The sequence below is a fragment of the Ruegeria sp. YKSD163 genome (assembly GCF_059612905.1).
Genome location: NZ_JBXWRM010000005.1, coordinates 1 through 23,617 on the forward strand (window position 1 = coordinate 1; position 23,617 = coordinate 23,617).

Sequence of the window (23,617 nt, forward strand, 5' to 3'; positions counted from 1 at the left end):
ATCCGCGCGGTCCTGAACCGAATCGATGAACCCCTGGCTCACCTTCGCCTTGTCATGACCATAAGGCAGCAACTCCTCCGCCCCGATCCCCAGCTTCGCGCCAATCTCCAAGATCGGCTTCTTGTTTGCCTCGCGGGCGATTTCTATGTCGGATTTATAGGCCATGGGTGCAATCCCTGCTTGGTGTCCTGGTATACCGGCGCACACGCGCCGGGCTGGTGACAGGAGTAACGTCGCATTTGCAGGGGCAGGATATGGATTCCGACATATTCGCGACGCGAAACGTCGCGCGCTGATTTCGCGGGTCGCGGATCGGAAACCGGTTCCGCGTTATGGTGCCCAGGGGCGCTGATCGGGAATGAACAGCGTCAGGTCATCGCCCAGCCGCAAAGTACCGGGCCGTTCGACCCAGGCGGTGACGCCGCGCCGATCCTGTGCCGCGGGCTTGAAGGCCGCGCCATGACCGGGCTTGTCGGCCTCGACTTCGCGTCCCGGCAGGACACAGGGGCGATTTTCCATGTCGATGGTCAGGGTGGTCCCGTCCCTGCTCTGTAAACGCGAAGAGGGCGGTACATGGGTGAAATCGGGAATGCCACTGACCACGATCGAGGCGCCGAGCCAGGCCGGGTCGAGCCGGTCCAACCCCATTTCAGTGGCGATGGCAGCCAGTTCCTCGGCCGACAGAATCGTCAGCTGACGCACATTGCGGATCTCGGTATCGCGGTCATAGAGGTTGCGCACTCGCACGCAGGACGGACGCGTGGCGCCCTCGTGCCGCTCGCCTGTTACCCCGGAAAAGCTAAGCTCCAGCATATCGACAGGTTCCGCCCGCAGCACCCCACCCGCAGGCACCCACCCCAGCCATTCAACCCGGCCTAAATGACCGCTTTTATCAAGAACCGGCATTAGTCCACTTTCCTTACAGCAACGGTGGCAACCTTAGCTGCCTCGCTGTCGGTGACCAGCCAAAACGAAAAAGGCCCGGGCGGATGCCGGGCCTTTCTGTCAATTCGGTCGCGATCAGGTTGTGGGTTCGGGTTCCAACCCACCCGCAGGCGGCGCCTTGGGCTTCGTTTTGGGGATCGCGGTCACGCTGGCGGCGTTGCCCTGATCCTTGCCCGGATCCTCGTCATCGCTTTCATGCGGAGGTTCACCCTTCATGACCCGCTTGATCTCGTCGCCGGTCAAGGTCTCGTACTCCAACAGACCCTGGGCCAGACGTTCCCAGTCCTCGCGGCGCTCGGTCAGGATGGCATGGGCCTGATCATAGCCTTGCTGGATGAAGCGTTTGACCTCTTCCTCGATCAGCTCCTTGGTATGGGCCGAGACCGAGAAACCGGCAGTATTGCCCGAATATCCCTCATGCGCTTCGGCATAGTCGATATTGCCGACCTTGTCCGACATGCCCCAGCGCATCACCATGGCGCGGGCCAGCTGGCTAGCCTGCATGATGTCACCCGCCGGTCCGTTCGAAACATGGTCCTCACCATATTTGAGAACTTCCGCCGCCTTGCCCGCCATGGTCATCGCCAGTTTCTGCTGGCATTCGTCGCGATGCCAGTTCAGCCGGTCCATTTCCGGCAGGCTGACCACCATGCCCAGCGCGCCGCCGCGCGGGATGATCGTGGCCTTGTAGACCGGGTCGCACATCGGCAGGGCAAGCCCCACCACCGCGTGACCCGCCTCGTGATAGGCGGTCTTTTCCTTCTGGTCCTGGGTCAGCACCATCGAGCGGCGCTCGGCCCCCATCATGACCTTGTCCTTGGCGTTCTCGAAATCCTCCATGGTCACGAAACGCCGGCCCACGCGGGCGGCCATCAGCGCCGCCTCGTTCACCAGGTTGGCCAGATCGGCACCCGAGAAGCCCGGCGTGCCGCGCGCAATGATGCGCAGATCGACATCGGGGCCCAGCGGGGTCTTGCGCGCGTGCACGCCCAGGATTTTCTCGCGGCCCTTGATGTCGGGGTTGCCGACGGTGACCTGACGGTCGAACCGGCCCGGACGCAGCAGCGCGGGATCCAGCACGTCCTTGCGGTTGGTGGCCGCCAGGATGATGACGCCCTCGTTGGCCTCGAACCCGTCCATTTCCACCAGCAGCTGGTTCAGCGTCTGTTCGCGCTCGTCATTGCCGCCGCCGTAACCGGCGCCACGATGGCGGCCCACGGCGTCGATCTCGTCGATGAAAACGATGCAGGGCGCGTTTTTCTTGGCCTGTTCGAACATGTCGCGCACACGGCTGGCACCCACACCCACGAACATTTCCACGAAATCCGAACCGGAAATGGTGAAGAAGGGCACGCCCGCCTCGCCCGCGATGGCGCGCGCCAAGAGCGTTTTACCGGTGCCCGGAGGGCCCACCAAAAGCGCGCCCTTGGGAATCTTGCCCCCCAGACGGCTGAATTTCTGCGGATTGCGCAGAAATTCGACGATCTCTTCCAGCTCTTCCTTGGCCTCGTCGATGCCCGCGACGTCATCAAAGGTGACGCGACCATGCTTCTCGGTCAGCATCTTGGCCTTGGATTTTCCGAAACCCATGGCGCCACCGCGCCCGCCGCCCTGCATCCGGTTCATGAAATAGACCCAGACCCCGATCAGCAGCAGGAAAGGCAGCAGCGTGATGAGGAAGGACTGGAACCCCGATTGCTGCTGCTTTTCGGCGCGCACCGGGATGTTCTTGTCGATCAAGAGGGTGGTCACCTCGGCATCGCCAGGCTTGATCGTGACGAAATCGCGACCATCAGAGGTGCGGTAGCGAATCTGCTCACCGTCGAGGATCACCTTTGTCACATTGCCTTCATCGACGGCACTGACAAATTCAGAATAGGTCTTTTCCTGGCTCTGCAAGGTTCCGCCCGACCCGCTGAACAGGTTGAACAGAGCGAGAATCAACAGGAAAAGGACGACCCAGAAGGCGATGTTACGTGCGTTGCCCAAGGACATTCTCCCAATACTTTCCGGCCGCGGAACTCCGCAGCCAGCTTGTTTCTTAAAATAGAGAGGATCGGGCGAGGTTCAATGCGATAAAAGGGACGCGTAGAAGTCTTCTTCACCGCTTTCCAATTCGGCAGTCCAACCATTGGGCAATCCGGCCAGTGGCGCGGCGACCAGAGTGTCGCCGCTCCAGACCGACGGGCTGGCGATCAGCGCCGCATGGGGGCGCCCGGTCAGACGCCAGTCCGGGCAGAGTTTCAACCCCGCCGCGCCCAGAGCGCGCAACTCTCCGTTCTTGACCACCGGGCCGCGCAGCACCCAGCGCCCATCCCACAGTTCGCCCTGCGGTGCGGTGTGGGTTTCAACCGCCTTGTGTTCACGACAAAACCGGATACGGCGCCCCTGCCCCAGGATCAGGCACCCTCCTAACTGGCCGGAACGCTCGTGGCGCAGCGCAGCAAGTGCCTCTGCCACCGCGGCGCGGCGCGGCGGATATTCGCCACCACCGATCCAGCCAACGATATGCAACAGCATCCGTCGCGCGATCTCGTCAGGCAGGGTGCGAAAACTGCGCGGCTCGAGCAGGACGTCGCCGCCATCGATCCGGGTCAGGTCGCGCGCCGCCAGAAAAGTGTACCAGTCCAGTGCCTCGCGCGCGCGCGCCATGTTGGCCGCCACCTCTGCCAGACCCTGCGCGTCTATGCCCAAGGGTGCCAGATCCGCCAGCGCCCGACGCGCCTTGATGCGGTCATAACGGGCATCCTCGTTTGACGGGTCGTCGGCCCAACTGATGCCTTCGATACGCAAAAAGTTGCGCAGCGTGTCGCGGGTGATGCCCAACAGGGGCCGGATCAGCATCACCCCGTTCTGCATGCGTCGCGGCGCCATGGCGGCAAGCCCGGATACACCGGCGGATCGACTCAGCCGCATCAGCAGCGTTTCCGCCTGATCGTCGGCGGTGTGAGCCAGCGCCAGCGTGGTCACACGGTTGCGCAGCGCCCATTCGGTCAGCAACGTATAGCGGGCGCGGCGGGCCTGGTCCTGAAGATTGCCCTCGCCGGTCCAGCCGGTCCAGCGCAGGGTTTCATGCGACAGACCCAAGCCAGCGGCCTGGCGGGCGACCAGCGCCGCCTCGGAGGCTGCCTCGGGCCGCAAGCCATGGTCGACTGTCGCGACCAGCAGCGTGACGTCACGACCCGGGAAACTGCGGGCCAGCAGATGCATCAGAGCAATCGAGTCCCCACCCCCGGAAACGGCAACGCCCAGCCGCCGAGGCGGCTGGGCGGAGAACTGCGCCCTGAGATGGTCGACGAGGTTCTGGCCGCCAGCCGTCAAGAGCACCCCAGCGAGGACATTTCCCGATTTGCCTCGGCGACGGCAGCCGCCGAAGGGAACCGGACCGATACTTCGCCCAGCGTGATACAAGCCTGGCTGGTCTGCCCCAGTCGACCCAACGCTGCACCCAGCTGGAAAAGCGCCTCGGCGGCAAGCGGCCCGGTGCTGTCACCGGTAAAGCTGGCCAGATAGGCGCGGGCCGCCTCGCGGGTGTCGCCCGTTCCGTCCAGTGCCTTACCGCGTTTCAGATGCGCCTCGGCGGCCAGCGGACTGCCGGGATAGGAGGCCTCGAACTGCGCAAAGAGGTCAGCCGCCTTGGCATAGTCGCCCGCCTCGAGTGACTCGCTGGCGCTGTCGAACTCGGCCTGTTCGCCCACCGCAAGTTCGGTCTTTGGCTGGCTGGATTGCGGCGCCGCCGCAGGTGTCGCCGGCGCCTCACCGCCCAAGGTTGTGCCCTGAGACAGGGTCGAGATGTCGCAATCGGCTTCCAACTCGCACAGACGGAATTCCAGATCGCCCACCCGGTTGCTGCCATCGGCCACCACCCGGTCGATCCGGGCATTGAGCTGTTCGGTCAGCCGGGTAAGTCGCTGCAATTCTGCCTCGATGGCATCGACCCGCTCCAGCACCGTGCCTCCCGCCGCCGAAGACGAGGGCGATCCGGTGGTCGAGAACTCGCGCTTGAGCCGCTGCACCTCGACATGCAGGACGTTCAGTTCCTGCCGGATATCGGCCAGGGTCTGCTGATCCTGCGCCGGAGCTTGCCCCGCAAACGCAAGAGAAACCGCCAGAACCGCGCCTGCAACTCTCATCAGATTACCCCGTCAGATCCGTCGTCAGAACCGTCACCGCACGGCGGTTCTTGGAATAGCAGGCCTCGTCGCTGCAAATCTCGATCGGGCGTTCCTTGCCATAGCTGACAGTCTTGAGCCGGCTACCGGCCACCCCGCGAGAAATCAGGTATTCGCGGGCAGCGTTGGCGCGGCGGGCGCCGAGCGCAAGGTTGTATTCGCGGGTGCCCTGTTCGTCGGCATGACCTTCGATGGTGGCCGTATAGTCGGTGTTGGTCAGCAACCACTGCGCCTGCGCGCCCAGTGTTGCCTGCGCCTCGGCGCTGAGCGTCGACTGATCGACCGCAAACAGGACACGATCACCGATTGCCTGATTGAAATAGGCCGGTGAGGTCGGATCACTCACCAGTCCGCTGCCGACGCCCGTGCCGGCGCCGTTCAGATCGACGGAATTCCCATCGCCCAGATCCTCGGGATTTGTGCAGGCGGCCAGCGCCACCAGCGCGCCCAGGGCGGCAAGCTTGCTCAATACGTTCATTTCAGGTGCCTCGCCTATGCTTTTTGTTGGCTCTTTCATACCACATCGGCTCGCCCATGTGAACGCGAACCGAGGTGGGGAAAACCGGGGTTTACTTTTGCAGCGGCGACCACGAAGGATCGCTGCCGCCATCGGGGGTGCGGACCGGGCGCAGATTGCGGCCCGAGATATCGACGGAATAGAGCGCGGCGCGCCCGCTGGCGCCCTGCGTCTCGCGGGTGAACATGATCACGCGGCCATTGGGAGACCAGGTCGGCCCTTCGTCCAGGAACGAAGCGGTCAGCAGGCGCTCTTCGCTCCCATCGGTGCGCATCACGCCGATATGGAACCTGCCCTTGCTCTGCTTGGTGAATGCGATCAGGTCGCCACGCGGCGACCAGACCGGCGTGCCATAGCGGCCCTGACCGAAACTGATCCGCGTGGCCTCGCCGCCCGAGGCGGACATGACATAGAGCTGCGGCGTGCCGGACCGGTCACTTTCGAACACGATGCGGCTGCCGTCCGGAGAATAGCTGGGTGCGGTCTCGATCGAGGGGGCGCTCGTCAGCCGGGTGCTTTGCCCTGAGGCGATGTTCATCGCGTATAGGTCGGTATTGCCGCCTTGAGCCAGCGAGAAAACAACCGTCTGGCCATCGGGCGAAAAGCGCGGCGCGAAACTCATGGTGCCGTCCTGACTTTGCAGGACGCGCTGCTGAACCTGCCCCACATCAAGAATATGAATACGCGGGAAACCGCCCTGATAACTTGTATAGAGAACCCGGTCGCCGGACGGAGAAAAGCGCGGAGCCAGCACGATCGACGAACTGTCGGTCAGATACTGCACGTTGGCGCCGTCGTAATCCATGATCGCCAGCCGCTTGCGGCGCTGGTCCTTGGGCCCGCTTTCCGAGACAAACGCAACGCGGCTGTCGAAATAGCCGCCTTCGCCGGTGATCCGGCTATAGACCGCATCGGCCACCTTGTGTGCCATGCGGCGCCAGCCGTCGGTGGTGCCTGCGAATTGCAGGCCGCTGCCCAGTTCGGCCCCGGCGAACACGTCCCACAGGCGGAACCGCACCGTCAGACGGTTGCCCGATACACTGACCGCGCCGGTGATCAGCGCCTGCGCGTTGATCGCCTTCCAGTCGGCGAATTGCACCGGCGCATCAAACGAGGTTACCTGGCTGATATAGGCGCTGGACGGGATCTCACGGAACAGACCGCTGCCGGTCAGGTCCGCAGCGACGACACGCGCGATCTCGACCGCGTATTCGGTGGCCGCGGCACTGTCGGGCACGAAATTCGGCGCTGCATAGGGCAAGGGTTCGATGATTCCCTCATCGATGGTGATCCTGAGCGGTTGGTTCTGCGCCTGGGCCGCTCCGGCCAGCAGCGCTGCACCCAGAACAAGGCTGGTCAGAAATCTCATCATTTGATCCGCATCCTCTCGGGATTGAATGTCATTTCGATATCGCGCCAGTGATCGTATTTTTCACTGGGAAGTTTATAGCCCTTGGCCCCGCAACGGATGATAGCACGGCGCGCGGCCTCGTAGGCCTGTTTCGCGGCCCCCGACGATCCGCCAGAGCTTTCGATCATGCGGATCGAGCCGGTATCGGGTGTGCCGTCGGCATTCATCCGCACCGAAACCACCACTGTCGTCCTCAGCGCCTCGCTGGAAAGCGAGCCCACGTTCCAGCATTGCGACACCGCCACGCGCAGCGCGTCCTTCTCGCCGCTTGTCAGCGGCGGGCCACTGGGGGCCGGTGCGGCGGCCGGTTCCTCGGTCGCGGCCAGCGCTTCGGCCAGGGCGTCGTTGACCGCGCTGCGGGTCTCGGCGGCCTGGGCGGCGGGTGCCGGCTTTGCCTCGGGTTTTGCTGTGGGCTTTGCCTCTGGTGTGGCCGCGGGCTTGGCCTCGGCTGTCTGAGTCGGCTGCTGGGGGCGCGTCTTCGGGCGGGGCGAGCGCGACGGTGCCACCTCGGCCTGGGGGTCAGCCTCAGGTTCAATCCGGTCGGTCGCCTCCTCGGGCGCGGTGGCGGGCTGCTCGGGCTGCGGTGTCTCGGCCCCTTCCTCGGCACTCACGGGCGGGGTTTCAACAGGATCCGGGCGTGCATCGGGCGGCGGTGCTGCTACCGGTTCGGGGGCGACGCGCTCAACCGGGCGCGGTTTCGGACGTTTGCCCGGTGGTTCCGGCAGCAGCACGGTTTCGGGTTCGGGTCGCTCCAGGCTGGGCGCCTCGCTGGGCACCTGCGGTTCCGGGGTGGGCTCGACCGGTTGCGGCGCGGGTTCGGGCTCGGGTTCGGGCCGGGCCACCGGCTGCGGCTCGGGGCGCGCGGGCTCCGGCTCGGGCGCGGGCTCCGGCTCGGGCGCTACCGGCGCGGGCTGTTCGATGGGCGCGGTGGGTTGCTCCGGTTCGACGGGCTGAGGAATGATCTCGGGCGCCTCGCGCGGCGCGCTCAGCGCCGCGAACTCCTCGGCCGAAATGACCGAGACCTCCTGCACCTCGAAAGGTAAAGGATCTGAGCGGAAGGCACCGCCCAGAAAGGCCCATGCAACCAACGTGACATGGGCGAGCGCGGAAATCTTGGTGCCGGTCTGCAAACCGCTGCCTCACTCTCCGCCACTGTCGAGCCGTGGTCCGCCGGTATCAGTGACCAGCCCGACATTGGAAAATCCGCCCGCGTTCAGCGCGCCCATCACCTGCATGACCTGGGCATAGGGTATGCCGCCATCAGCGCGCAGATAGACGCGGTCGCTGCTGCGTTCGGCAGCAATGGCACGCAGACGCGCAACCAGTTCGTCGCGCGGCACGGCAGTCGTCTGGATCTGCACCTCACCCGCTGCCGTGACGGTTACGGTCAGCGGCTCCTCGTCATCCGAGGGCAGCGCGCCGGCGGCGGTCTTGGGCAGTTCGACCGGCACCCCGACGGTCATCAGCGGCGCCGCCACCATGAAGATGATGAGCAGCACCAGCATCACGTCCACAAACGGGGTAACGTTGATCTCGGACATCGGCCGGGCGCGTCCGCGACGGCGCCCGCGCCGACGCCCGCCTGACCCGCCTTCGGATTGCTGAACCGCGGCCCCCATGGCTCAGCTGTCCAGCTGACGCGAGAGGATGGTGGCGAACTCGTCGGCAAACGCCTCGTAGCCCGCAACGATCCGGTCGCTGTCGGCGCTGAGCTTGTTGTAGAAGATGACCGCCGGGATCGCGGCCAAGAGGCCCAGACCGGTGGCCAGCAGCGCCTCGGCGATGCCCGGCGCCACAACGGCCAGGTTGGTGTTCTGCTGCTCGGCAATCTCGATGAAGGCGGTCATGATGCCCCAGACGGTGCCGAAAAGACCCACGAAGGGCGCGGTCGATCCGACCGTCGCCAACACCGGCAGGCCGCGTTGCAGCCCTTCGGCCTCCTTGGCGATGGCCACGTCCATCGACCGGTCAATGCGCGCCTGCGCCCCGGCGATCAGGCCGCCGTCGTTGCGATGCGAGCGACGCCATTCGATCATGCCGGCGGCGAATATCTTCTCGGAACTGCCCTCCGGATCCGTCCCGATCTGCTCAAACAACTCGTCCAGCGGCTCGCCCGACCAGAAAGACCGGTCGAACCGGTCCGCCTCGCGCCGGGTCGCGCGATACAGGATGTGTTTCTGAATGATGATGGCCCAGGCCCAGAACGATGCCAGAAGCAGCAACAGCATGACCAGTTTGACCGTCAGCGTCGCGCGGGCAAAAAGCCCCCACATCGAGAAATCGATTTCCTGCGCCAATGCCAGGGCTTCTGTTTCCATGAACCTGCTCTTTATTGCCCTATGACCGGTTTTCCGGCCTTGTTTCGCACGACGCTATAGCAGATTCCCGGCGATTTCCAACAGAACAGCAGAGGCGCCGAAAATTGTTACAGCAATGCGCGAATCTCCGCCGGAAGACGCACCGGGCGTCCCTCGCTGTTCATGCAGACGGCGGTGACGGTGGCCCGAAAGATCTCGGTCTCGCCGCGCCGGACGCTCTGCGCCATGGTCAATCGCACCCCCGACAGTGAGACCACCTCCGTCAGCACCGTCAAGTCGTCCTCGAACCGTGCGGGCGCCAGGTATTCGGCCTCAATCTTGCGCACCACCCAGACCAACCCGGCCTCGCGCATCGCGTTCTGGTCGTTGCCCAGGTTGCGTACCCAGTCCGAGCGCGCCCTCTCGACGTACCGCAAATAGTTGGCATGATAGACGATGCCGCCCATGTCGGTGTCTTCGTAATAGACCCGAACGGGAAACACATGCGTCATTGCGGGCGCTCCATGCGGGCAAAAAGTCTGAGCGCATGAGAGGCGTCCCGCGCCGCCCCTGGCAGGATCGGATCATAGGCCGCACGGATCAACCCGGCAATCTCGGGCCGCAGAATCGTTGCGTCACCCGCCAGCCCAAGCGGCGATTGTTCGCGGAACGCGGCCTCGGACCACAACAGCATGACTTGCACAACCTGGGCCAGCGCCAGCGTCTGGGCCGGCTGTGCCGCCATCTGCGCATCCATACGCAAAAAGACGAATGCCGCGCGGATCGCGCCTCCTTCGTCAAAACGAAAGGCGCGATACTGGTTCGCACTTGCTGCTGTCAGCCGCTCGACCAGCGGCGCCAGATCGGGAATCAGCCTGTCCAAGTCTGGCACCGCCAGCAGTTCCTCCCAGTCACGAAAGAAGAAAACCATGCAGTTGGCCCCCAATTCGGGATCTGTCTCGGCCATCTTGTGGTCCGTCAGCGCCATCACCGCCTCGAACGCGCCCTTTACCACCGACAGCGTTTCATCCTCGACCCCGAACACGATCGGCACCACCGGCCGCCCCCAGCGGGCGAATTGAAAGCTGCCGTCGTCGCGGGTGAACATGGCTTCGATTGTCTCAGGTGTCAGCATGGTGGACAGGCTCCGCAAGAAAGCGCCCCGTTTCTTGTCGAAACCGGCGCCAAGGTCCACCCCCGCCATTGCAAAATCGCAACCTGCGCCCCTTCACTTTGCCCAAAGTACTCCGGGGGAGCCTACAAAATTCGGCGAATTTTGTAGGTGGGGGCAGCGCCCCCTTGCACATCCCCCCTAGCCGAACAGGTCGCTCTGCCCGGGCGGGCGCGGCGCGTCCAGGCCCAGATGCGTCCAGGCCTTCTGCGCCAGCATGCGCCCGCGCGGGGTGCGCTGGATCAATCCCTGCTGCAAAAGATAAGGCTCGATCACTTCTTCCAGCGAATCCCGGCTCTCGCTCAGCGCCGCTGACAGGGTCTCGATCCCCACCGGCCCGCCGCCGTAATTCTCGGCGATCAACTTCAGATAGCGGCGGTCGGCCCCATCAAGCCCCAATTGGTCGACCCCCAGCCGGGTCAGCGCGTGATCGGCCAGTTCGCGGGTGATGCGCCCGTCGCCCTCGACCACGGCGAAATCCACCACCCGGCGCAGCAGTCGCCCGGCGATCCGCGGGGTACCACGAGCACGCCGCGCGATCTCGCGCGCGCCGGCCTCGTCGGCGGGGGCACCCAATTTGCGTGCATTGCGGCTGACGATCTCGAACAACTCGTCCACCGTGTAGAACAGCAACCGGGTGGGAATACCGAACCGGTCGCGCAGCGGCGTGGTCAAGAGACCCATCCGCGTGGTCGCCCCTACCAGGGTAAAGGGCTGCAACTCGATCCGCACCGTACGTGCGGCGGGCCCGTCCCCGATCACAAGATCCAGCTCGAAATCCTCCATCGCAGGATAGAGCACCTCTTCGACCGCCGGGTTCAGCCGGTGGATCTCGTCGATGAACAGCACATCGCGCGCTTCGAGATTGGTCAGGATCGCCGCCAGATCGCCCGCCTTGGCCAGAACCGGCCCCGAAGTCATGCGGAAATTCACTCCCAACTCGCGCGCCATGATCTGTGCCAGCGTGGTCTTGCCCAGGCCAGGCGGGCCATGGAACAGCGTGTGATCCATCGCTTCGCCCCGCTGGCGAGCCGATTGCACGAAGATGCGCAGGTTGGCCCGCGCCTCGGCCTGACCGATGAATTCGTCCAGCGCCTGCGGACGCAGGGCGCGGTCATTGTCCTCGGGCAAAGGGTCGGGCCGCAGGGTCGGATCGGCGTCGGTCATCTGTCATCTCCCGCGAGGACGCCCGCCAGGGCGGATCGAGCGTGCCTCATGTCTTGGGCGCCAGTAGGCGCAGCGACGCGCGGATCAACTCTGACTCTCCGGCCTCGGGCGCTTCAGCGGCGGCCTGTGCCACGGCGGCGGCGGCATCCGAGGGTCCATAGCCCAGGTTCGACAGCGCCGAAAGCGCGCCAGCGGTCGCCGCGCCGGCACCGCTGGGCGCCGCGGTCTTGCGCGGGGCCGGGGTAACCGGCTCGATCACCTCGACCACCTCTGCCGCGCCCTCCATTGCCTGCGCCACCGTGCCGCCCATCGCCATCACGCCCGGCGCCTTGTCCTTGAGGTCGAGCACGATGCGCTGCGCCGTCTTCGGCCCCACGCCCTTGGCCGATTTGACCGAGGCCCAATCGCCCAGCGCAATCGCCCGGCTTACCCCGTCCGGCCCCAATGCGCCCAGAATGGCCAGCGACGCCTTGGCCCCGACCCCCTGGACCGAGCACAGCAGCCTATGCCATTCCTTCTCGGCCAGCGACATGAAGCCATAAAGCTGCATCAGATCCTCGCGCACCACCATATCGGTATAAAGCGCCACAACCTCACCTACGCCGGGCAGTGCCGCCAGCGTCCGATCCGAGCAGTAGACGATATAGCCGACCCCGCGCACATCGATCAGCACATGGTCGCTCGCGCGATAATCCAGCCGCCCTGTCAGCTTGCCGATCATGCCCGCACCTCCCTCTGGCTCAGCGCCCGCGCGCCTCCGTAATAGGCGTGGCAGATGGCGATGGCCAGCGCGTCCGCCGCATCCGCCCCCTTGGGAAGGCAGCCGGGCAATTGCAGCTTGACCATGTGAATGACCTGTTCCTTTTCCGCGTGGCCCACGCCCACAACCGTCTTCTTGACCCGGTTCGGAGCGTATTCGCCCACAGGCAGCCCGGCCTGCGCCAGCGTCAGCAGCGCCACACCCCGGGCCTGACCCAGTTTCAGCGTGCCCGCCCCGTCCTTGTTGACAAAAGTCTGTTCGATCGCCGCCTGATCAGGTCGGTGCGCGGCGATCACCTCGACGATCTGATTGTGCAGCGACAACAGCCGCTCGCCCAGATCGTCGCCATCGGAATGACACAGCCCGTTGGCCACATGCGACAGCCGACTGCCCCGCGACTCGATCACGCCCCAGCCCAGCGTTCTCAAGCCTGGATCAATGCCAAGTATACGCATGTGTCCGCCCTGCCCGCCCGTTGTTGTAACTTTTTTCACGAATTAGCACGAAAGGGGAACATTTTCCAAGCGCTTTACGCTCACGCATGATTCCGACGCCTCGGATCCCGTTTTCGACTTTCTGCACAAAAGCGACATGCTGCAATGCAGAAAGCGACAGGTTTTCACAGTCGATTTACCCAATATTTCATAAGGGTTTCGGTGATTTTGACCTATGCGCACAGCGCATGCCCAACATGCAATTTGCGCGCTTGCTTTGTCGATTTTCGGCGCCTAGATGCCCGGCTGAAACAACGACCACTACTCACAACCCTATAGAGGACGCACGGATATGGCCGCACTGGACACCACCCGCTTCGCTCAAGGCTCCTTCGGCCTCGTTGGCCGTTTCGCTGCTCTTGGCACCACCATCGCAACCGCGATTGCCGCCTGGAACGACGCCCGCGCAACCCGCAATGCGCTGACCGCGCTGAGCGACCGCGAGCTGGAAGATATCGGCCTGAGCCGCGCCGACATCGACACCGTCGCCGCAGGCAAGACCGTCTACTAAGTTCATCCCGCTCCCTCGGGACAACAGCAAACGCCGCATGCACCATAAGATGCATGCGGCGTTTTTTCTTTGCCGAGGGAAATCAGCGCAGAATGGGTCCGATCTGTTCAGCCACGAACCGGCTTGCCGGATCGGCCTGCATCACCCAAGCTCCGGCCTTTTCGACCGGAGTGCCCTCTGCCAAGCGCGACAGGCGGGCGTCATAACTGTCCGGGCCGAGGCTGGCCAAGAGAAATGCCTTGAACGCCAGGATGGCTAGGCACAGCAGCAACAGAGCCCTGAGCGGGGAACGACCGCTCCCCCGCCGCGGCTTCAACTCGATCAGCCCGTCCGTGCGCATGCGGGCTGTATACCCGCGCGACAGGGCCGCGTGCTTCTTGTTCAGTCGACGAATGCGTTGGTCGAAGTCGACATTGTTATCGACCATGGCAGCCTCCATACACCGGCCCCCACCAGCGTTGTATCCAAGCTACGGTCGAAATGAGGCAAAACCAAGGCCCATGCCTACAATGCCTTTAAAACTGGCTTAAAATGCGTCGTTTTTGCGAAGCAGCAGCGTGGTCCAGTCACCAATCACCCCGCGATCTACAAGATTGGTTCCGGCATGTGAATAAACAGCGATCACGTCATCGGCCTGTTCGTTCAGGATGCCGGATAGAATCGCATAACCGCCGGGTCGCAGATGGGCCACCAGATCGGGGGCCAACGCCACCAGCGGCCCTTTCAGGATGTTGGCAAAGATCAGGTCATAGGGCGCATGCGCCGCCAGTTCCGGATGGTCGAAGCCTGCCGCCTCCAGACAGGTGACCGCGCCCTCCATGCCGTTGGCCTTGAGATTGGCTTCGGCGACCTCGACCGCGACCGCGTCGATATCCGAGGCCAGGAATTCGCCCCGCCAGACCCGCGCCGCCGCCATCGCCAGAACCGCGGTGCCGCAGCCGATATCGGCCACCTTGGCGGCGCTGAATCCCTGCTCGATCAGCCCATCAAGCGCGCGCAGACAGCCCAGCGTGGTGCCGTGGTGCCCGGTGCCAAAAGCCATCGACGCCTCGATCAGCAGTGGGATGCGATCCGCTGGCACCTTGTCGGCGTCATGGCTGCCATAGACAAAGAAACGCCCCGCCTCGACCGGTGCCAGTTCGCGTTTGACATGAGCGACCCAATCCGTTTCGGGCAGTTCCGACACCACGAAGGGCTGGGCGCCATGAACCGCCGCCAGCAGCGCCAGTGAAGTGTCGTCGGGGGTCTCGGTGAAATAGCCGCCGACCTCCCACAGGCCCGAGCCGTCCTCCAGCTCGAACACGCCGATACCGGTGGGTTCGGGGGTCAGGCTCTCCATCGCCTCGCCCAGCGCCTCGGCCTGGGATTTGCCGGTCAGGGTGGTCAGCGCGGTAAAGGTGGGCATCAGCGTCTCCTGTATCTGTCCGGATGCGCGTAGGGCCGTGGCGGCGCGAGGTCAAGCCGTGGCAGGTGACAGCGGCCCAGGCTGACCACGAACCGCCAGCCCCAGAACGCGGCCCCCAGCCCCACCACGAGGCTGCACAGCGCTTGCGCATAGATCACGCCCTCGGCCCCATAGGCACCCGCCAGCCAAAGCGCGGCGGGCAACGTCAGCGCCCCGTCGCGCAGCCAGTTGGTCAGCGTCGCCCGCCGCGCCTTGCCCATCGCGTTGAAGGCCGCATTCGAGACAAAGAGCAGCGCGGCAAAGACAAATCCGCCCGCGCCCACATGGGTAAAGGCATGCAGCACGTCGAGCGCCGGTCCCTGCAGGTCGAACACCGCCCCGATACCGGGGGCGGCAAGGCTGAGCAGCGCCCACATCACCAGCGTATAGCCAAGGCCGAACAGCACCGCGTCACGATAGGTGCTGCGCAGGCGGGCGTGCTCTGCGGCGCCGAAGTTCTGGCCGAAGATACCGCCGATGGCCCCCGCCAGCGAGAAGATGCCGCCAAAGGCCACCACCGTCAGCCGCCCCACCACGGCCCAACCCGCCATCGCTTCATCGCCAAACTGCGCCATGACCGAGGTCAGGATGTAATTGCCGACCGGGGCGGCCAGCTGGGTCAGGATCGCCGCAATCGCAATCGCCATGAAAGGCCGCAGCGTTCCCATGAGGTCGCGCCGCCGGGGCCGGGCCAGCAGGTCATGCGACCCGGTCGCGAAACGCAGCGCCATGGCCAGCATGACAAACCGCGACAACACCACGCCCAGCGCGGCGCCATCCAGCCCCATTTCCAGCCCGTAGATCAGGAACGGGTCAATCACCATCGCCACTCCGCCCGAGGTCAGGGTGACCGACATCGAGCGCATGCCGTCGCCCTCGGCCCTGAGTGCCCCATTGGCGACCATTCCCGCCGCCATCACGCCAAGCGACGGGACCGTCAACGCCAGATAGCGCGCCGCCAATGCCGCCGTTTCACCGGTTGCGCCCGACAGGGCGACGATCTGGTGGCGGAACAGGAAAATCAGCAGCCCGGCAAGGCTCTGAACCGCGAAGGCGATCATCATCGCGCTGGTGGCATGCCGCCGCGCCAGCCCGCGCCGCCCCTGCCCGATCCCGCGCGAGATGAGCGCCACTGCACCGATCATCAGCCCGATGCCGACGCTGACCGACAGGAACTGGATGGCAAAGGAAAAGCCGATCGCCGCCATCAGGCGCGGATCCCCTAGCCGGGAAATCCAGTAGAGATTGGCGGCATCGACCAGAAAGACAAAGGTGATCCCCATCGCGCCGGTCAGGGTCATGCGGATCACATGCCCCATTGTTGCGCCTTCGAGGAACCGCCCGCGCCGCTCCATCCGTTTATTCCGCCGGGGCGGCGGGCATGTATTTCGACAGCACCGTCTCGTTGCCCGGCTCGGGGTGGCGCGGAATCAGCAGCGACAGGCCAAGCGAGATCAGCGCCATGCAGGCCGCCAGCCCGAACACCGCCGCAGGGGACACCACCCAGAGCAGACCCAGCAACACCGGCAGGAACACCGCCGCGATATGGTTGATGGTAAAGGCGACAGCAGCGGTGGGGGCGATATCGGCGGGGTCGGCGATCTTCTGGAAATAGGTCTTCAGCGCCAGCGCCAAGGCGAACAGGATATGGTCGATCACGTAAAGGATCGCCGCCAGCATCACGCCCCAGCCGAACCAGTAGATGCCACCATAGGCGGCAAAGACCATCGCCAGACCGGCATACTCGAATATCAGTGTGCGCCGTTCCCCGAACCGGGCCACCGCCCGTCCCAACAGCGGCGCCACGATCATGTTGATCACCAGGTTGATCAGGTAGAGGCCGGTCAGTTCGTGCACGTCAAAGCCGAACTTCTCGACCATCATGAATCCCGCAAAGACCACAAAGATCTGCCGCCGTGCGCCCGCCATGAATTGCAGCGCGTAGTAAAGCCAGTAGCGGCGGCGCAGGATCAGTTTCTTGGTCTGCGGTGTCGGCGCATCGAATTGCGGATAGGCCAGCAGGCAAAAGAGGGCAATCACCACGGTCAATCCGCCCGCCGCCATGAACACGGTGTTATAACTCAGCTCGAACCGGTCCCAGGTCAGCACGATCAGCCCATAGATCACCAACGTCGAGGCCGATCCGGTGGCCACCAGCCAGCCCAGCATCTGCGGGGCCCGCTCCTTGGACAGCCATTGCAGTTGCAGCGATTGGTTCACCGTCTCGTAATAGTGAAAACCAATCGAACTGAAGAGAGTGACCATCAAGAGCCCGCCAAGGCTGGGAAACCAGGCGGTGACCGCCGTGGCCAGCCCCAGCAATATCAGCGAAATCAGCCCCAGCACCTGCTCGCGCATCACCAGGATCACCGCGATCACCCCAACGGCCAGAAAGCCCGGAATCTCGCGCACCGTGTGCAGCAGGCCGATATCGGCGCCGTCGAAGTTCGCCACCTCGATAACGAAGTTGTTGAGCAGCGCGCTCCACGCGTTGAAGGCGATCGGCATGGCAATGGCCATCGCGAACAACAGCGTGATGGGGCGGCGCCAGAACGGCAGGCCGGCGGCCTGAGACAGGGGAACGGGTCGAAACATGGCAAATGCCTTACGCCCATTCCCCGATCTTGGCGAGAGCAAAGCCAGCGCCGCACATCCACCCTGCACCAGCGCGCAGGACGGTTTGACGCCGCCGCATGACCTAAATCAAATCACAAATTGGAATGTATCGCTATAACGGCGCAACTATTGCAGCGCGGAGTGCGTCATGGATCTTGTCAGCCTTGTCGAGCGCATCGGCGAATCCCCCACCGCCGCCCTGTTCGGGCTGATCACCGGCATCACCTTTGGCGTCGCTGCGCAGCGGTCGCGGTTCTGCCTGCGGGCCGCGACGGTGGAGTTTGCCCGAGGCCAGATGGGTGACAAGGTGGCGGTCTGGCTGCTGACCTTTTCGACCGCGCTGGTCTGGGTGCAGGCGGCACAGCTGATCGGGCTGATGAACGCGGCCGATGCCCGCATGATGGCGGTGCCCGGCAGTTGGTCGGGGGCGATCATCGGCGGGCTGATGTTCGGCGCCGGAATGGTGCTGGCGCGCGGATGTTCGGGGCGCCTGCTGGTGCTGGCGGCGACCGGCAACCTACGCTCGGTGGTGTCCGGGCTGATCTTTGCGGTGGTGGCACAGATGAGCCTGTCGGGTCTGTTGTCGCCGCTGCGCGACAAGCTGGCGGCGCTGTGGATCACCGAGGGCGGGCGCAACATGAACCTGCTCACCACCTTTGGCCTGCCGGAATACGGCGGTTTGGTGCTGGGCCTGATATGCGCGGTGATCGCGCTGGTGATCGCGCGTCGCAACGAGATTGGCGCCGCAAGGCTGGTCTTTGCCTCGGGCGTGGGGTTTGCCGTGGCGCTGGGTTGGGTGCTGACCTATGCGCTGAGCCAGGTCGCCTTTGAACCGGTGCAGATCGAAAGCGCCACCTTTACCGGCCCATCGGCGCACACGCTGATGTTCTTTCTCGACCGCAACGCGGTTCTGGAATTCGACGTCGGGCTGGTGCCCGGCGTGTTCATCGGCGCGATGATCGCCGCGGCACTGGCGGGCGAGATGAAGATCCAGGCCTTTGACGGGCCGGTCACCATGCGCAAGGCGATGATCGGCGCGGCGCTGATGGGGTTCGGCGGCATGCTGGCGGGCGGTTGCGCCATCGGCGCGGGCGTGACCGGAGGTTCGATCTTCGTCGGCACGGCCTGGGCGGCGCTGTTCTTCATGTGGGTCGGCGCCATGGCCACCGATTTCCTGATCGACCAGCGCGCCGCCAGCCCGTCGCCCGCCTGATCACGAAACTGCGAGGACACGGATTATTTCCGGCGCGGCGGCGTCCTTTGTTCTGCCGGTTGCATGAGGCGCCGGTTGCATGAGATCAGAAGGACACCCGATATGACCCTGAAACACAGCCTTGCCCTGGCCGCCCTGTCGTTGGCCATTGCCACATCCGCCCTGGCCGCCACCGCGATCCAGACCGGCGACACCGCCAAGGGGGCGGTGCTGACCGATGGCAATGGCCTGTCGCTTTACACCTTTGACAAGGACACGCCCGTCGTATCGAACTGCTATGACGATTGCGCGGCGAAATGGCCGCCGCTCGAGGCCGCCAACACAGCCCGCCCGCAGGGCGCGTTCGGGATCGTGCTGCGCTCCGACGGCTCGCGCCAGTGGACCCACAAGGGCATGCCGCTTTACACTTGGATCAAGGATGCCAAGGCCGGTGACATCACCGGTGACGGGGTCAAGGGCGTCTGGCATCTGGCCCGTCCCTGAGGGCGGAGCGGTAGAATGGCGATCCTCGACCAGATCGAAGCCCTGATCCCCGACTTGCGCCGCTATGCCCATGCGCTGATGGGGGACCGCGAGGCGGGCGACGACCTGGTTCAGGATTGCCTGGAACGGGCGGTGGCCGGTGTTGGTGGCCGCCGCCCCGACGGTTCGCTTAGAGCCTGGCTGTTTCGCATCCTGATCAACCGGCATCGCGACCTGCGCCGCCGCGCGGCGCGCGCGGGACATCTGGTTGCGGTCGAGGATCTGGTGGTGGAACCGGCCCGTCCCGCCGGGCAGGGCAGCCACATGGTCCTGCGCGAGACCGAGGCCGCCATCGCCCGCCTGCCCGGGGATCAGCGCCGCGCGCTTTTGCTCGTGGCGCTCGAGGGCGCCAGTTTCGACGAAGCGGCGGCGGCGCTCGACATACCCAAGGGCACGCTGATGTCGCGGCTGGCGCGCGCGCGGGCCAATCTGAGATCCATGACCGGGCGCGGGGACCCCTCCGCTGGCCCGGCCCAAAGGGGTAAAGGCGTATGACCCAGGACCCGCTGAGCGACGAAGAGCTGATCGCCTATTTCGAGGATGCGCTGCCAATGGACGAGCGCGCCGCGCTGGGGGCGCGGCTGGCGCAGGATCCGCGCGCGCAAGCGCTGTTGTCGGACTGGGCGCGGCAGAACGCCGATATCCGCGCGCTTTACGGCGAGGCCGATGCCGAACCGGTGCCCACGCGGCTGAGTGAGGCCCTGCGCCCACCCCCGGCGCCGCGCGCGGCGCTGCTGCGGCAGGCGCTGGCGGGGATGGCCCTGTTGGCGCTGGGTCTCGTGGGCGGCTGGGCGCCCCCGCCCCGGCGCTGGCCGATGCGGCGCTGACTGCGCATAACACCTATGTAGTCTAGGTGCAGCATCCGGTCGAGGTCCCGGCCAGCCAGCGCGACCATATGGACAGCTGGATGTCTAAGCGCATCGGCGCGCCGGTCAGCCCACCGGACTTGTCGGCCTCGGGCTTTGCCCTGATGGGCGGGCGCATCCTGCCCGCGGACGATAGCACCGCCGGGCTTCACATGTATGAAAATGCCCAAGGTCTACGGATTACCCTCTATGTGGCGCGACAAGAGGCAGGCGACAGCGCCTTTCGCTTTGGCGGGGACCGGCAGACCGAAAGCCTGCACTGGGGCGAGGGCGGATTGGGTTATGTCCTGACCGGCGCCCTGCCCCGCGACGCTCTGCGCCAGATGGCCACCAGCGCCTATGAGCAGTTGCTGTAACCGCGGAGAGGCCGGACAGGGGGCGCTGCCCCCTCGGCCTTCGGCCTCACCCCCGGAGTATTGCCGACCAGAAAGAAACTGGAATGCGGATACTGCTTCTTTCTGGTTCAAAATACTCCGGAGCGCGAGGCGGAGCCTCGCAAAAAGATCAAAGAAAGCTTTGCGGGTCGATATCGACGCTTAGGCGCAGGTCGCCCTTGAGGCGCAGCGGCGCGATCCAGCGGGCGATCGCCTCTTGCAGCGGTGCGCCCTTGGGCGCCTTGACCAGGAGCCGCACCCGGTGACGACCCCGGACGCGGGCGATGGGCGCGGGCGCGGGGCCGAAGACCTGCGCCCCGATCTGGCGCAGGGGCGCATCGTTGCGCGCCATGGCGGTCCCCAGATCGAAGACCGGCCCCGCCTCGGGGCCCGACAGGATGATCCCGGCCATCCGCCCATAGGGTGGCACTCCGGCGGTTTGACGCTCAGCCGCCTCGGCGCGCCAGAACCGTTCCTCGTCGCCGGCAAGAATGGCCCGTATCACAGGGTGGTCAGGCTGATAGGTCTGCAACAGCGCCTGTCCGGTCTTCTCGGCCCGCCCTGCCCGGCCCGCCACCTGCCGCATCAGCTGAAAGGTGCGCTCGGCGGCGCGCAGGTCCGAACCCTGCAGGCCCAGATCGGCATCGATCACCCCCACCAGCGTCAGCAAGGGAAAGTTGTGCCCCTTGGCCACCAGCTGGGTGCCGATGACGATATCTGCCTCACCCGCCGCGATCGCCTCGATCCGCTCCTTCAGCGCGCGGGCGGTGCCGAACATGTCCGAGCTGAGCACCGCGATGCGGGCCTCGGGAAAACTGGCGGTGGCCTCTTCGGCCAGCCGCTCGATACCCGGGCCGACTGGGGCGAGCCGCCCCTCGGCGCCGCAATGGGGGCAGGTTTCAGGGATCGGCTTGGTCTCGCCGCACTGGTGGCACATCAGCCGTTTCAGGAACCGGTGTTCGACCATGCGCGCGTCGCAATGGTCGCAGCCGATCTGCTGGCCGCAGGCTCGGCACAGCGTTACCGGGGCATAGCCGCGCCGGTTCAGGAAAAGCAGCGACTGTTCCCCCTTGGACAGCCGATCGCTTACCGCCCGGCGCAAGCTGGGCGAGATCCAGCTGGAAGGCTGCATCGTCTCGGCCCGCATGTCGATGGCCTGCATCTGCGGCAACACCGCCAACCCATAGCGCGAGGTCAGCTCCAGCCGCTCGTATTTGCCCGCATCCGCATTGGCCCAGCTTTCCAGCGAGGGCGTGGCACTGGCCAGCACCACCCGCGCGCCGCAGATCGCCGCCCGCAGCACCGCCATGTCACGCGCATTATAGAGGACGCCATCCTCCTGCTTGTAAGATGTGTCGTGTTCCTCATCGACGATGATCAGGCCAAGATCCCGAAACGGCAAGAACAGCGCCGAGCGCGCGCCCACCACGAGCTGTGCCTCGCCCTGCCCCACCATGCGCCAGACGCGGCGGCGTTCGGTCATGGTGGCACCTGAGTGCCATTCGGCGGGCCGCGCACCGAACCGCGCCTCGACCCGGGTCAGGAACTCGGCTGTGAGCGCGATTTCCGGCAGCAGCACCAGCGCCTGTCGCCCCATGCGCAGCGCCTCGGCCACCGCCTCCAGATAGACCTCGGTCTTGCCGGCACCGGTCACCCCCTTGAGCAGCGTGGTGCCGTAGCGCCCGCTGCGCAGCCCGGCGCGCAGGCTGTCGGCGGCGCGGGCCTGATCCTCGGTCAGCGCCTTGCCAGGCAGATCGGGATCGAGATGCGGATAGGGCAGATCGCGCGGGCTGTCCTCTTCACGCACGGCCCCCTGTTTGACCAGCCCCTTGACCACCGATGCCGTAACCCCCGCCATTTCGGCCAGTTCCTTGAGGGTGAAGGCCAGCCCGCCATAGTCGCGCAGCACCTCGAGAACGCGGGCGCGCGCATCGGTCATGCGGTCGGGGTCTCCCCCGCCCAGCCGATAGACCTTGCGCATAGAAGGCGGATCGCCCAGACCCGGCGCGCGGGTGGCCAGGCGCAGCATCGCGGGCATCGGAGTCAGCGTGTAGTCGGCGGTCCGGCCCAGAAAGGCGCGCATTTCCTCGCGCATTGGCGCTACGTCGAGCACCCGCAATACCGAGCGCACCTTGGACCGGTCAAAGTCACCCCGACCGGCCCCCCAGACCACGCCCAGCACCTTGCGCGGGCCCAGCGGCACCTCGACAAAGGCACCTGAGAAACAGCCGCCCTCGGGTGCCTTGTAGTCAAGCGTCCGGTCGAGCGGCTGGGTGGTCAGGACCGAGACCAGCGCCCCCTCTTCGAAAAACCCGCCGCTGTCCAAGCCGCCCGTGTCCAAGCTGATAGCTCCCGTCAAACCTCATCCGCCGGCACAGCCCGGCATTCGGGGTTTGCGCCGCCTGTCTCATGAGGTAAAGGCAAGCCAGACCGAGGCCAACCCATCAAAGGACTGCCCCATGAAATTCTTCGTTGATACCGCCGAGATCGACGCCATCGCCGAGTTGAACGACCTGGGCATGGTGGACGGCGTCACCACCAACCCCTCGCTGATCAAGAAATCGGGCCGCGACATCATCGAGGTCACCCGCGAGATCTGCGCCATGGTCGACGGGCCGGTGTCCGCCGAGGTGACCGCAACCGACGCCGATACCATGATTGCCGAGGGTCGCAAGCTGGTCGAGATCGCTGGCAATATCGCGGTGAAGGTGCCACTGACCTGGGATGGCCTGAAGGCCTGCAAGGTGCTGTCGGACGATGGTCACATGGTGAACGTGACGCTGTGCTTTTCGGCCAACCAGGCTCTTTTGGCGGCCAAGGCAGGCGCGACCTTCATCTCGCCTTTCATCGGGCGGCTCGACGATATCAACCTGGACGGGATGGACCTGATCCAGGACATCCGCACCATCTATGATAACTACGGGTTCGAAACGCAGATCCTGGCGGCCTCGATCCGCTCGGTGAACCATATCCTCGACAGCGCGCGGATCGGCGCCGACGTGATCACTGCACCGCCCGCCGTGATCAAGGCGATGGTAAACCATCCCCTGACCGATAAGGGTCTCGATGCGTTCCTGTCGGATATCAAGGCCGCCGGTATCAAGATCCTCTGAGACATAACCTTTGTGGCGTGGCCG

Annotated in this window: 27 protein-coding genes; 7 read left to right on the forward strand and 20 right to left on the reverse strand. The window is 65.1% G+C overall.

Annotated features, from left to right (window positions below; genetic code table 11):
• From AC2FNA_RS08355 to ruvC, 15 genes are all read right to left on the reverse strand, one after another.
• On the reverse strand, nt 1-165 hold a 165-nt coding region (locus tag AC2FNA_RS08355), incomplete at its 3' end, for a formate--tetrahydrofolate ligase (RefSeq protein WP_496825984.1).
• A gap of 165 nt (nt 166-330) precedes the next feature.
• Complete coding sequence (locus AC2FNA_RS08360; protein ID WP_496825564.1) at nt 331-906, reverse strand: MOSC domain-containing protein; 576 nt, start codon at nt 904-906, stop codon at nt 331-333.
• A 114-nt stretch (nt 907-1,020) separates the two neighbouring features.
• The gene (gene ftsH / locus AC2FNA_RS08365; RefSeq protein WP_496825566.1) at nt 1,021-2,934 is read right to left on the reverse strand and encodes an ATP-dependent zinc metalloprotease FtsH; all 1,914 of its coding nucleotides are present in this window, start codon (nt 2,932-2,934) and stop codon (nt 1,021-1,023) included.
• Between the two features lie 78 nt (nt 2,935-3,012).
• Complete coding sequence (gene tilS / locus AC2FNA_RS08370) at nt 3,013-4,272, reverse strand: tRNA lysidine(34) synthetase TilS (protein ID WP_496825568.1); 1,260 nt, start codon at nt 4,270-4,272, stop codon at nt 3,013-3,015.
• Nucleotides 4,263-5,078 (reverse strand): tol-pal system protein YbgF, encoded by an 816-nt coding sequence (ybgF, locus tag AC2FNA_RS08375; protein ID WP_496825570.1) that lies wholly within the window; start codon nt 5,076-5,078, stop codon nt 4,263-4,265. The genes tilS and ybgF overlap by 10 nt, the downstream gene beginning before the upstream one ends.
• Before the next feature lie 4 nt (nt 5,079-5,082).
• The gene (pal, locus tag AC2FNA_RS08380) at nt 5,083-5,595 is read right to left on the reverse strand and encodes a peptidoglycan-associated lipoprotein Pal (RefSeq protein ID WP_496825572.1); all 513 of its coding nucleotides are present in this window, start codon (nt 5,593-5,595) and stop codon (nt 5,083-5,085) included.
• Between the two features lie 91 nt (nt 5,596-5,686).
• Entirely contained in the window at nt 5,687-7,006 is a 1,320-nt protein-coding gene (gene tolB / locus AC2FNA_RS08385) for a Tol-Pal system beta propeller repeat protein TolB (RefSeq protein ID WP_496825574.1), read from the reverse strand.
• Nucleotides 7,003-8,175 (reverse strand): cell envelope integrity protein TolA, encoded by a 1,173-nt coding sequence (tolA, locus tag AC2FNA_RS08390; protein WP_496825576.1) that lies wholly within the window; start codon nt 8,173-8,175, stop codon nt 7,003-7,005. Before tolA ends, tolB begins: the two co-directional genes overlap by 4 nt.
• 9 nt (nt 8,176-8,184) lie before the next feature.
• Nucleotides 8,185-8,664: a protein TolR gene (gene tolR, locus AC2FNA_RS08395; RefSeq protein WP_234172621.1), complete on the reverse strand. Its 480-nt coding sequence runs from the start codon at nt 8,662-8,664 to the stop codon at nt 8,185-8,187.
• Nucleotides 8,665-8,667: 3 nt separating this feature from the next.
• Entirely contained in the window at nt 8,668-9,363 is a 696-nt protein-coding gene (tolQ, locus tag AC2FNA_RS08400; RefSeq protein ID WP_234139756.1) for a protein TolQ, read from the reverse strand.
• Between the two features lie 107 nt (nt 9,364-9,470).
• A complete protein-coding gene (gene ybgC / locus AC2FNA_RS08405; RefSeq protein WP_496825579.1) occupies nt 9,471-9,854 on the reverse strand; it encodes a tol-pal system-associated acyl-CoA thioesterase in 384 nt (127 codons plus the stop codon).
• Entirely contained in the window at nt 9,851-10,477 is a 627-nt protein-coding gene (locus AC2FNA_RS08410; protein WP_496825986.1) for a hypothetical protein, read from the reverse strand. The genes ybgC and AC2FNA_RS08410 overlap by 4 nt, the downstream gene beginning before the upstream one ends.
• Nucleotides 10,478-10,654: 177 nt before the next feature.
• Complete coding sequence (ruvB, locus tag AC2FNA_RS08415; protein WP_496825581.1) at nt 10,655-11,680, reverse strand: Holliday junction branch migration DNA helicase RuvB; 1,026 nt, start codon at nt 11,678-11,680, stop codon at nt 10,655-10,657.
• A gap of 46 nt (nt 11,681-11,726) precedes the next feature.
• Complete coding sequence (gene ruvA, locus AC2FNA_RS08420) at nt 11,727-12,401, reverse strand: Holliday junction branch migration protein RuvA (protein ID WP_496825582.1); 675 nt, start codon at nt 12,399-12,401, stop codon at nt 11,727-11,729.
• Entirely contained in the window at nt 12,398-12,895 is a 498-nt protein-coding gene (gene ruvC / locus AC2FNA_RS08425) for a crossover junction endodeoxyribonuclease RuvC (protein ID WP_496825584.1), read from the reverse strand. The genes ruvA and ruvC overlap by 4 nt, the downstream gene beginning before the upstream one ends.
• Before the next feature lie 331 nt (nt 12,896-13,226).
• Here ruvC and AC2FNA_RS08430 point away from each other — a divergent pair, with 331 nt between their 5' ends.
• Entirely contained in the window at nt 13,227-13,445 is a 219-nt protein-coding gene (locus AC2FNA_RS08430) for a DUF1127 domain-containing protein (protein ID WP_496825586.1), read from the forward strand.
• A gap of 82 nt (nt 13,446-13,527) precedes the next feature.
• On the opposite strand, the gene AC2FNA_RS08435 is transcribed toward AC2FNA_RS08430, so the two are convergent.
• The 4 genes from AC2FNA_RS08435 to AC2FNA_RS08450 form a co-directional block, all read right to left on the reverse strand.
• Nucleotides 13,528-13,872: a hypothetical protein gene (locus tag AC2FNA_RS08435; RefSeq protein ID WP_496825588.1), complete on the reverse strand. Its 345-nt coding sequence runs from the start codon at nt 13,870-13,872 to the stop codon at nt 13,528-13,530.
• 99 nt (nt 13,873-13,971) lie between these two features.
• Nucleotides 13,972-14,850 (reverse strand): 50S ribosomal protein L11 methyltransferase, encoded by an 879-nt coding sequence (locus AC2FNA_RS08440; RefSeq protein ID WP_496825590.1) that lies wholly within the window; start codon nt 14,848-14,850, stop codon nt 13,972-13,974.
• Nucleotides 14,850-16,244 carry an MATE family efflux transporter gene (locus AC2FNA_RS08445; protein WP_496825591.1) on the reverse strand — a complete coding sequence of 465 codons (1,395 nt, stop codon included), beginning with the start codon at nt 16,242-16,244 and terminating at the stop codon, nt 14,850-14,852. Before AC2FNA_RS08445 ends, AC2FNA_RS08440 begins: the two co-directional genes overlap by 1 nt.
• Before the next feature lie 4 nt (nt 16,245-16,248).
• Nucleotides 16,249-17,484 (reverse strand): MFS transporter, encoded by a 1,236-nt coding sequence (locus tag AC2FNA_RS08450; protein WP_496825593.1) that lies wholly within the window; start codon nt 17,482-17,484, stop codon nt 16,249-16,251.
• A 169-nt stretch (nt 17,485-17,653) separates the two neighbouring features.
• On the opposite strand from AC2FNA_RS08450, the gene AC2FNA_RS08455 reads away from it, so the two are divergent.
• The 5 genes from AC2FNA_RS08455 to AC2FNA_RS08475 all read left to right on the forward strand — a co-directional run bounded on the left by AC2FNA_RS08455 (nt 17,654) and on the right by AC2FNA_RS08475 (nt 20,462).
• Nucleotides 17,654-18,718 carry a YeeE/YedE family protein gene (locus AC2FNA_RS08455; RefSeq protein ID WP_496825595.1) on the forward strand — a complete coding sequence of 355 codons (1,065 nt, stop codon included), beginning with the start codon at nt 17,654-17,656 and terminating at the stop codon, nt 18,716-18,718.
• Between the two features lie 102 nt (nt 18,719-18,820).
• Nucleotides 18,821-19,201, forward strand: coding sequence for a COG4315 family predicted lipoprotein (locus tag AC2FNA_RS08460; RefSeq protein ID WP_496825597.1), 381 nt, complete (start codon nt 18,821-18,823; stop codon nt 19,199-19,201).
• A 15-nt stretch (nt 19,202-19,216) separates the two neighbouring features.
• The gene (locus AC2FNA_RS08465) at nt 19,217-19,735 is read left to right on the forward strand and encodes a sigma-70 family RNA polymerase sigma factor (protein WP_496825599.1); all 519 of its coding nucleotides are present in this window, start codon (nt 19,217-19,219) and stop codon (nt 19,733-19,735) included.
• Entirely contained in the window at nt 19,732-20,067 is a 336-nt protein-coding gene (locus AC2FNA_RS08470) for an anti-sigma factor family protein (RefSeq protein WP_496825601.1), read from the forward strand. Before AC2FNA_RS08465 ends, AC2FNA_RS08470 begins: the two co-directional genes overlap by 4 nt.
• Before the next feature lie 26 nt (nt 20,068-20,093).
• Nucleotides 20,094-20,462, forward strand: coding sequence for an anti-sigma factor family protein (locus tag AC2FNA_RS08475; protein ID WP_496825603.1), 369 nt, complete (start codon nt 20,094-20,096; stop codon nt 20,460-20,462).
• 148 nt (nt 20,463-20,610) lie between these two features.
• On the opposite strand, the gene AC2FNA_RS08480 is transcribed toward AC2FNA_RS08475, so the two are convergent.
• Nucleotides 20,611-22,821 carry a primosomal protein N' gene (locus AC2FNA_RS08480; protein ID WP_496825605.1) on the reverse strand — a complete coding sequence of 737 codons (2,211 nt, stop codon included), beginning with the start codon at nt 22,819-22,821 and terminating at the stop codon, nt 20,611-20,613.
• Nucleotides 22,822-22,939: 118 nt separating this feature from the next.
• On the opposite strand from AC2FNA_RS08480, the gene fsa reads away from it, so the two are divergent.
• Complete coding sequence (fsa, locus tag AC2FNA_RS08485; protein WP_496825607.1) at nt 22,940-23,593, forward strand: fructose-6-phosphate aldolase; 654 nt, start codon at nt 22,940-22,942, stop codon at nt 23,591-23,593.
• The last annotated feature ends 24 nt before the right edge of the window (nt 23,594-23,617 follow it).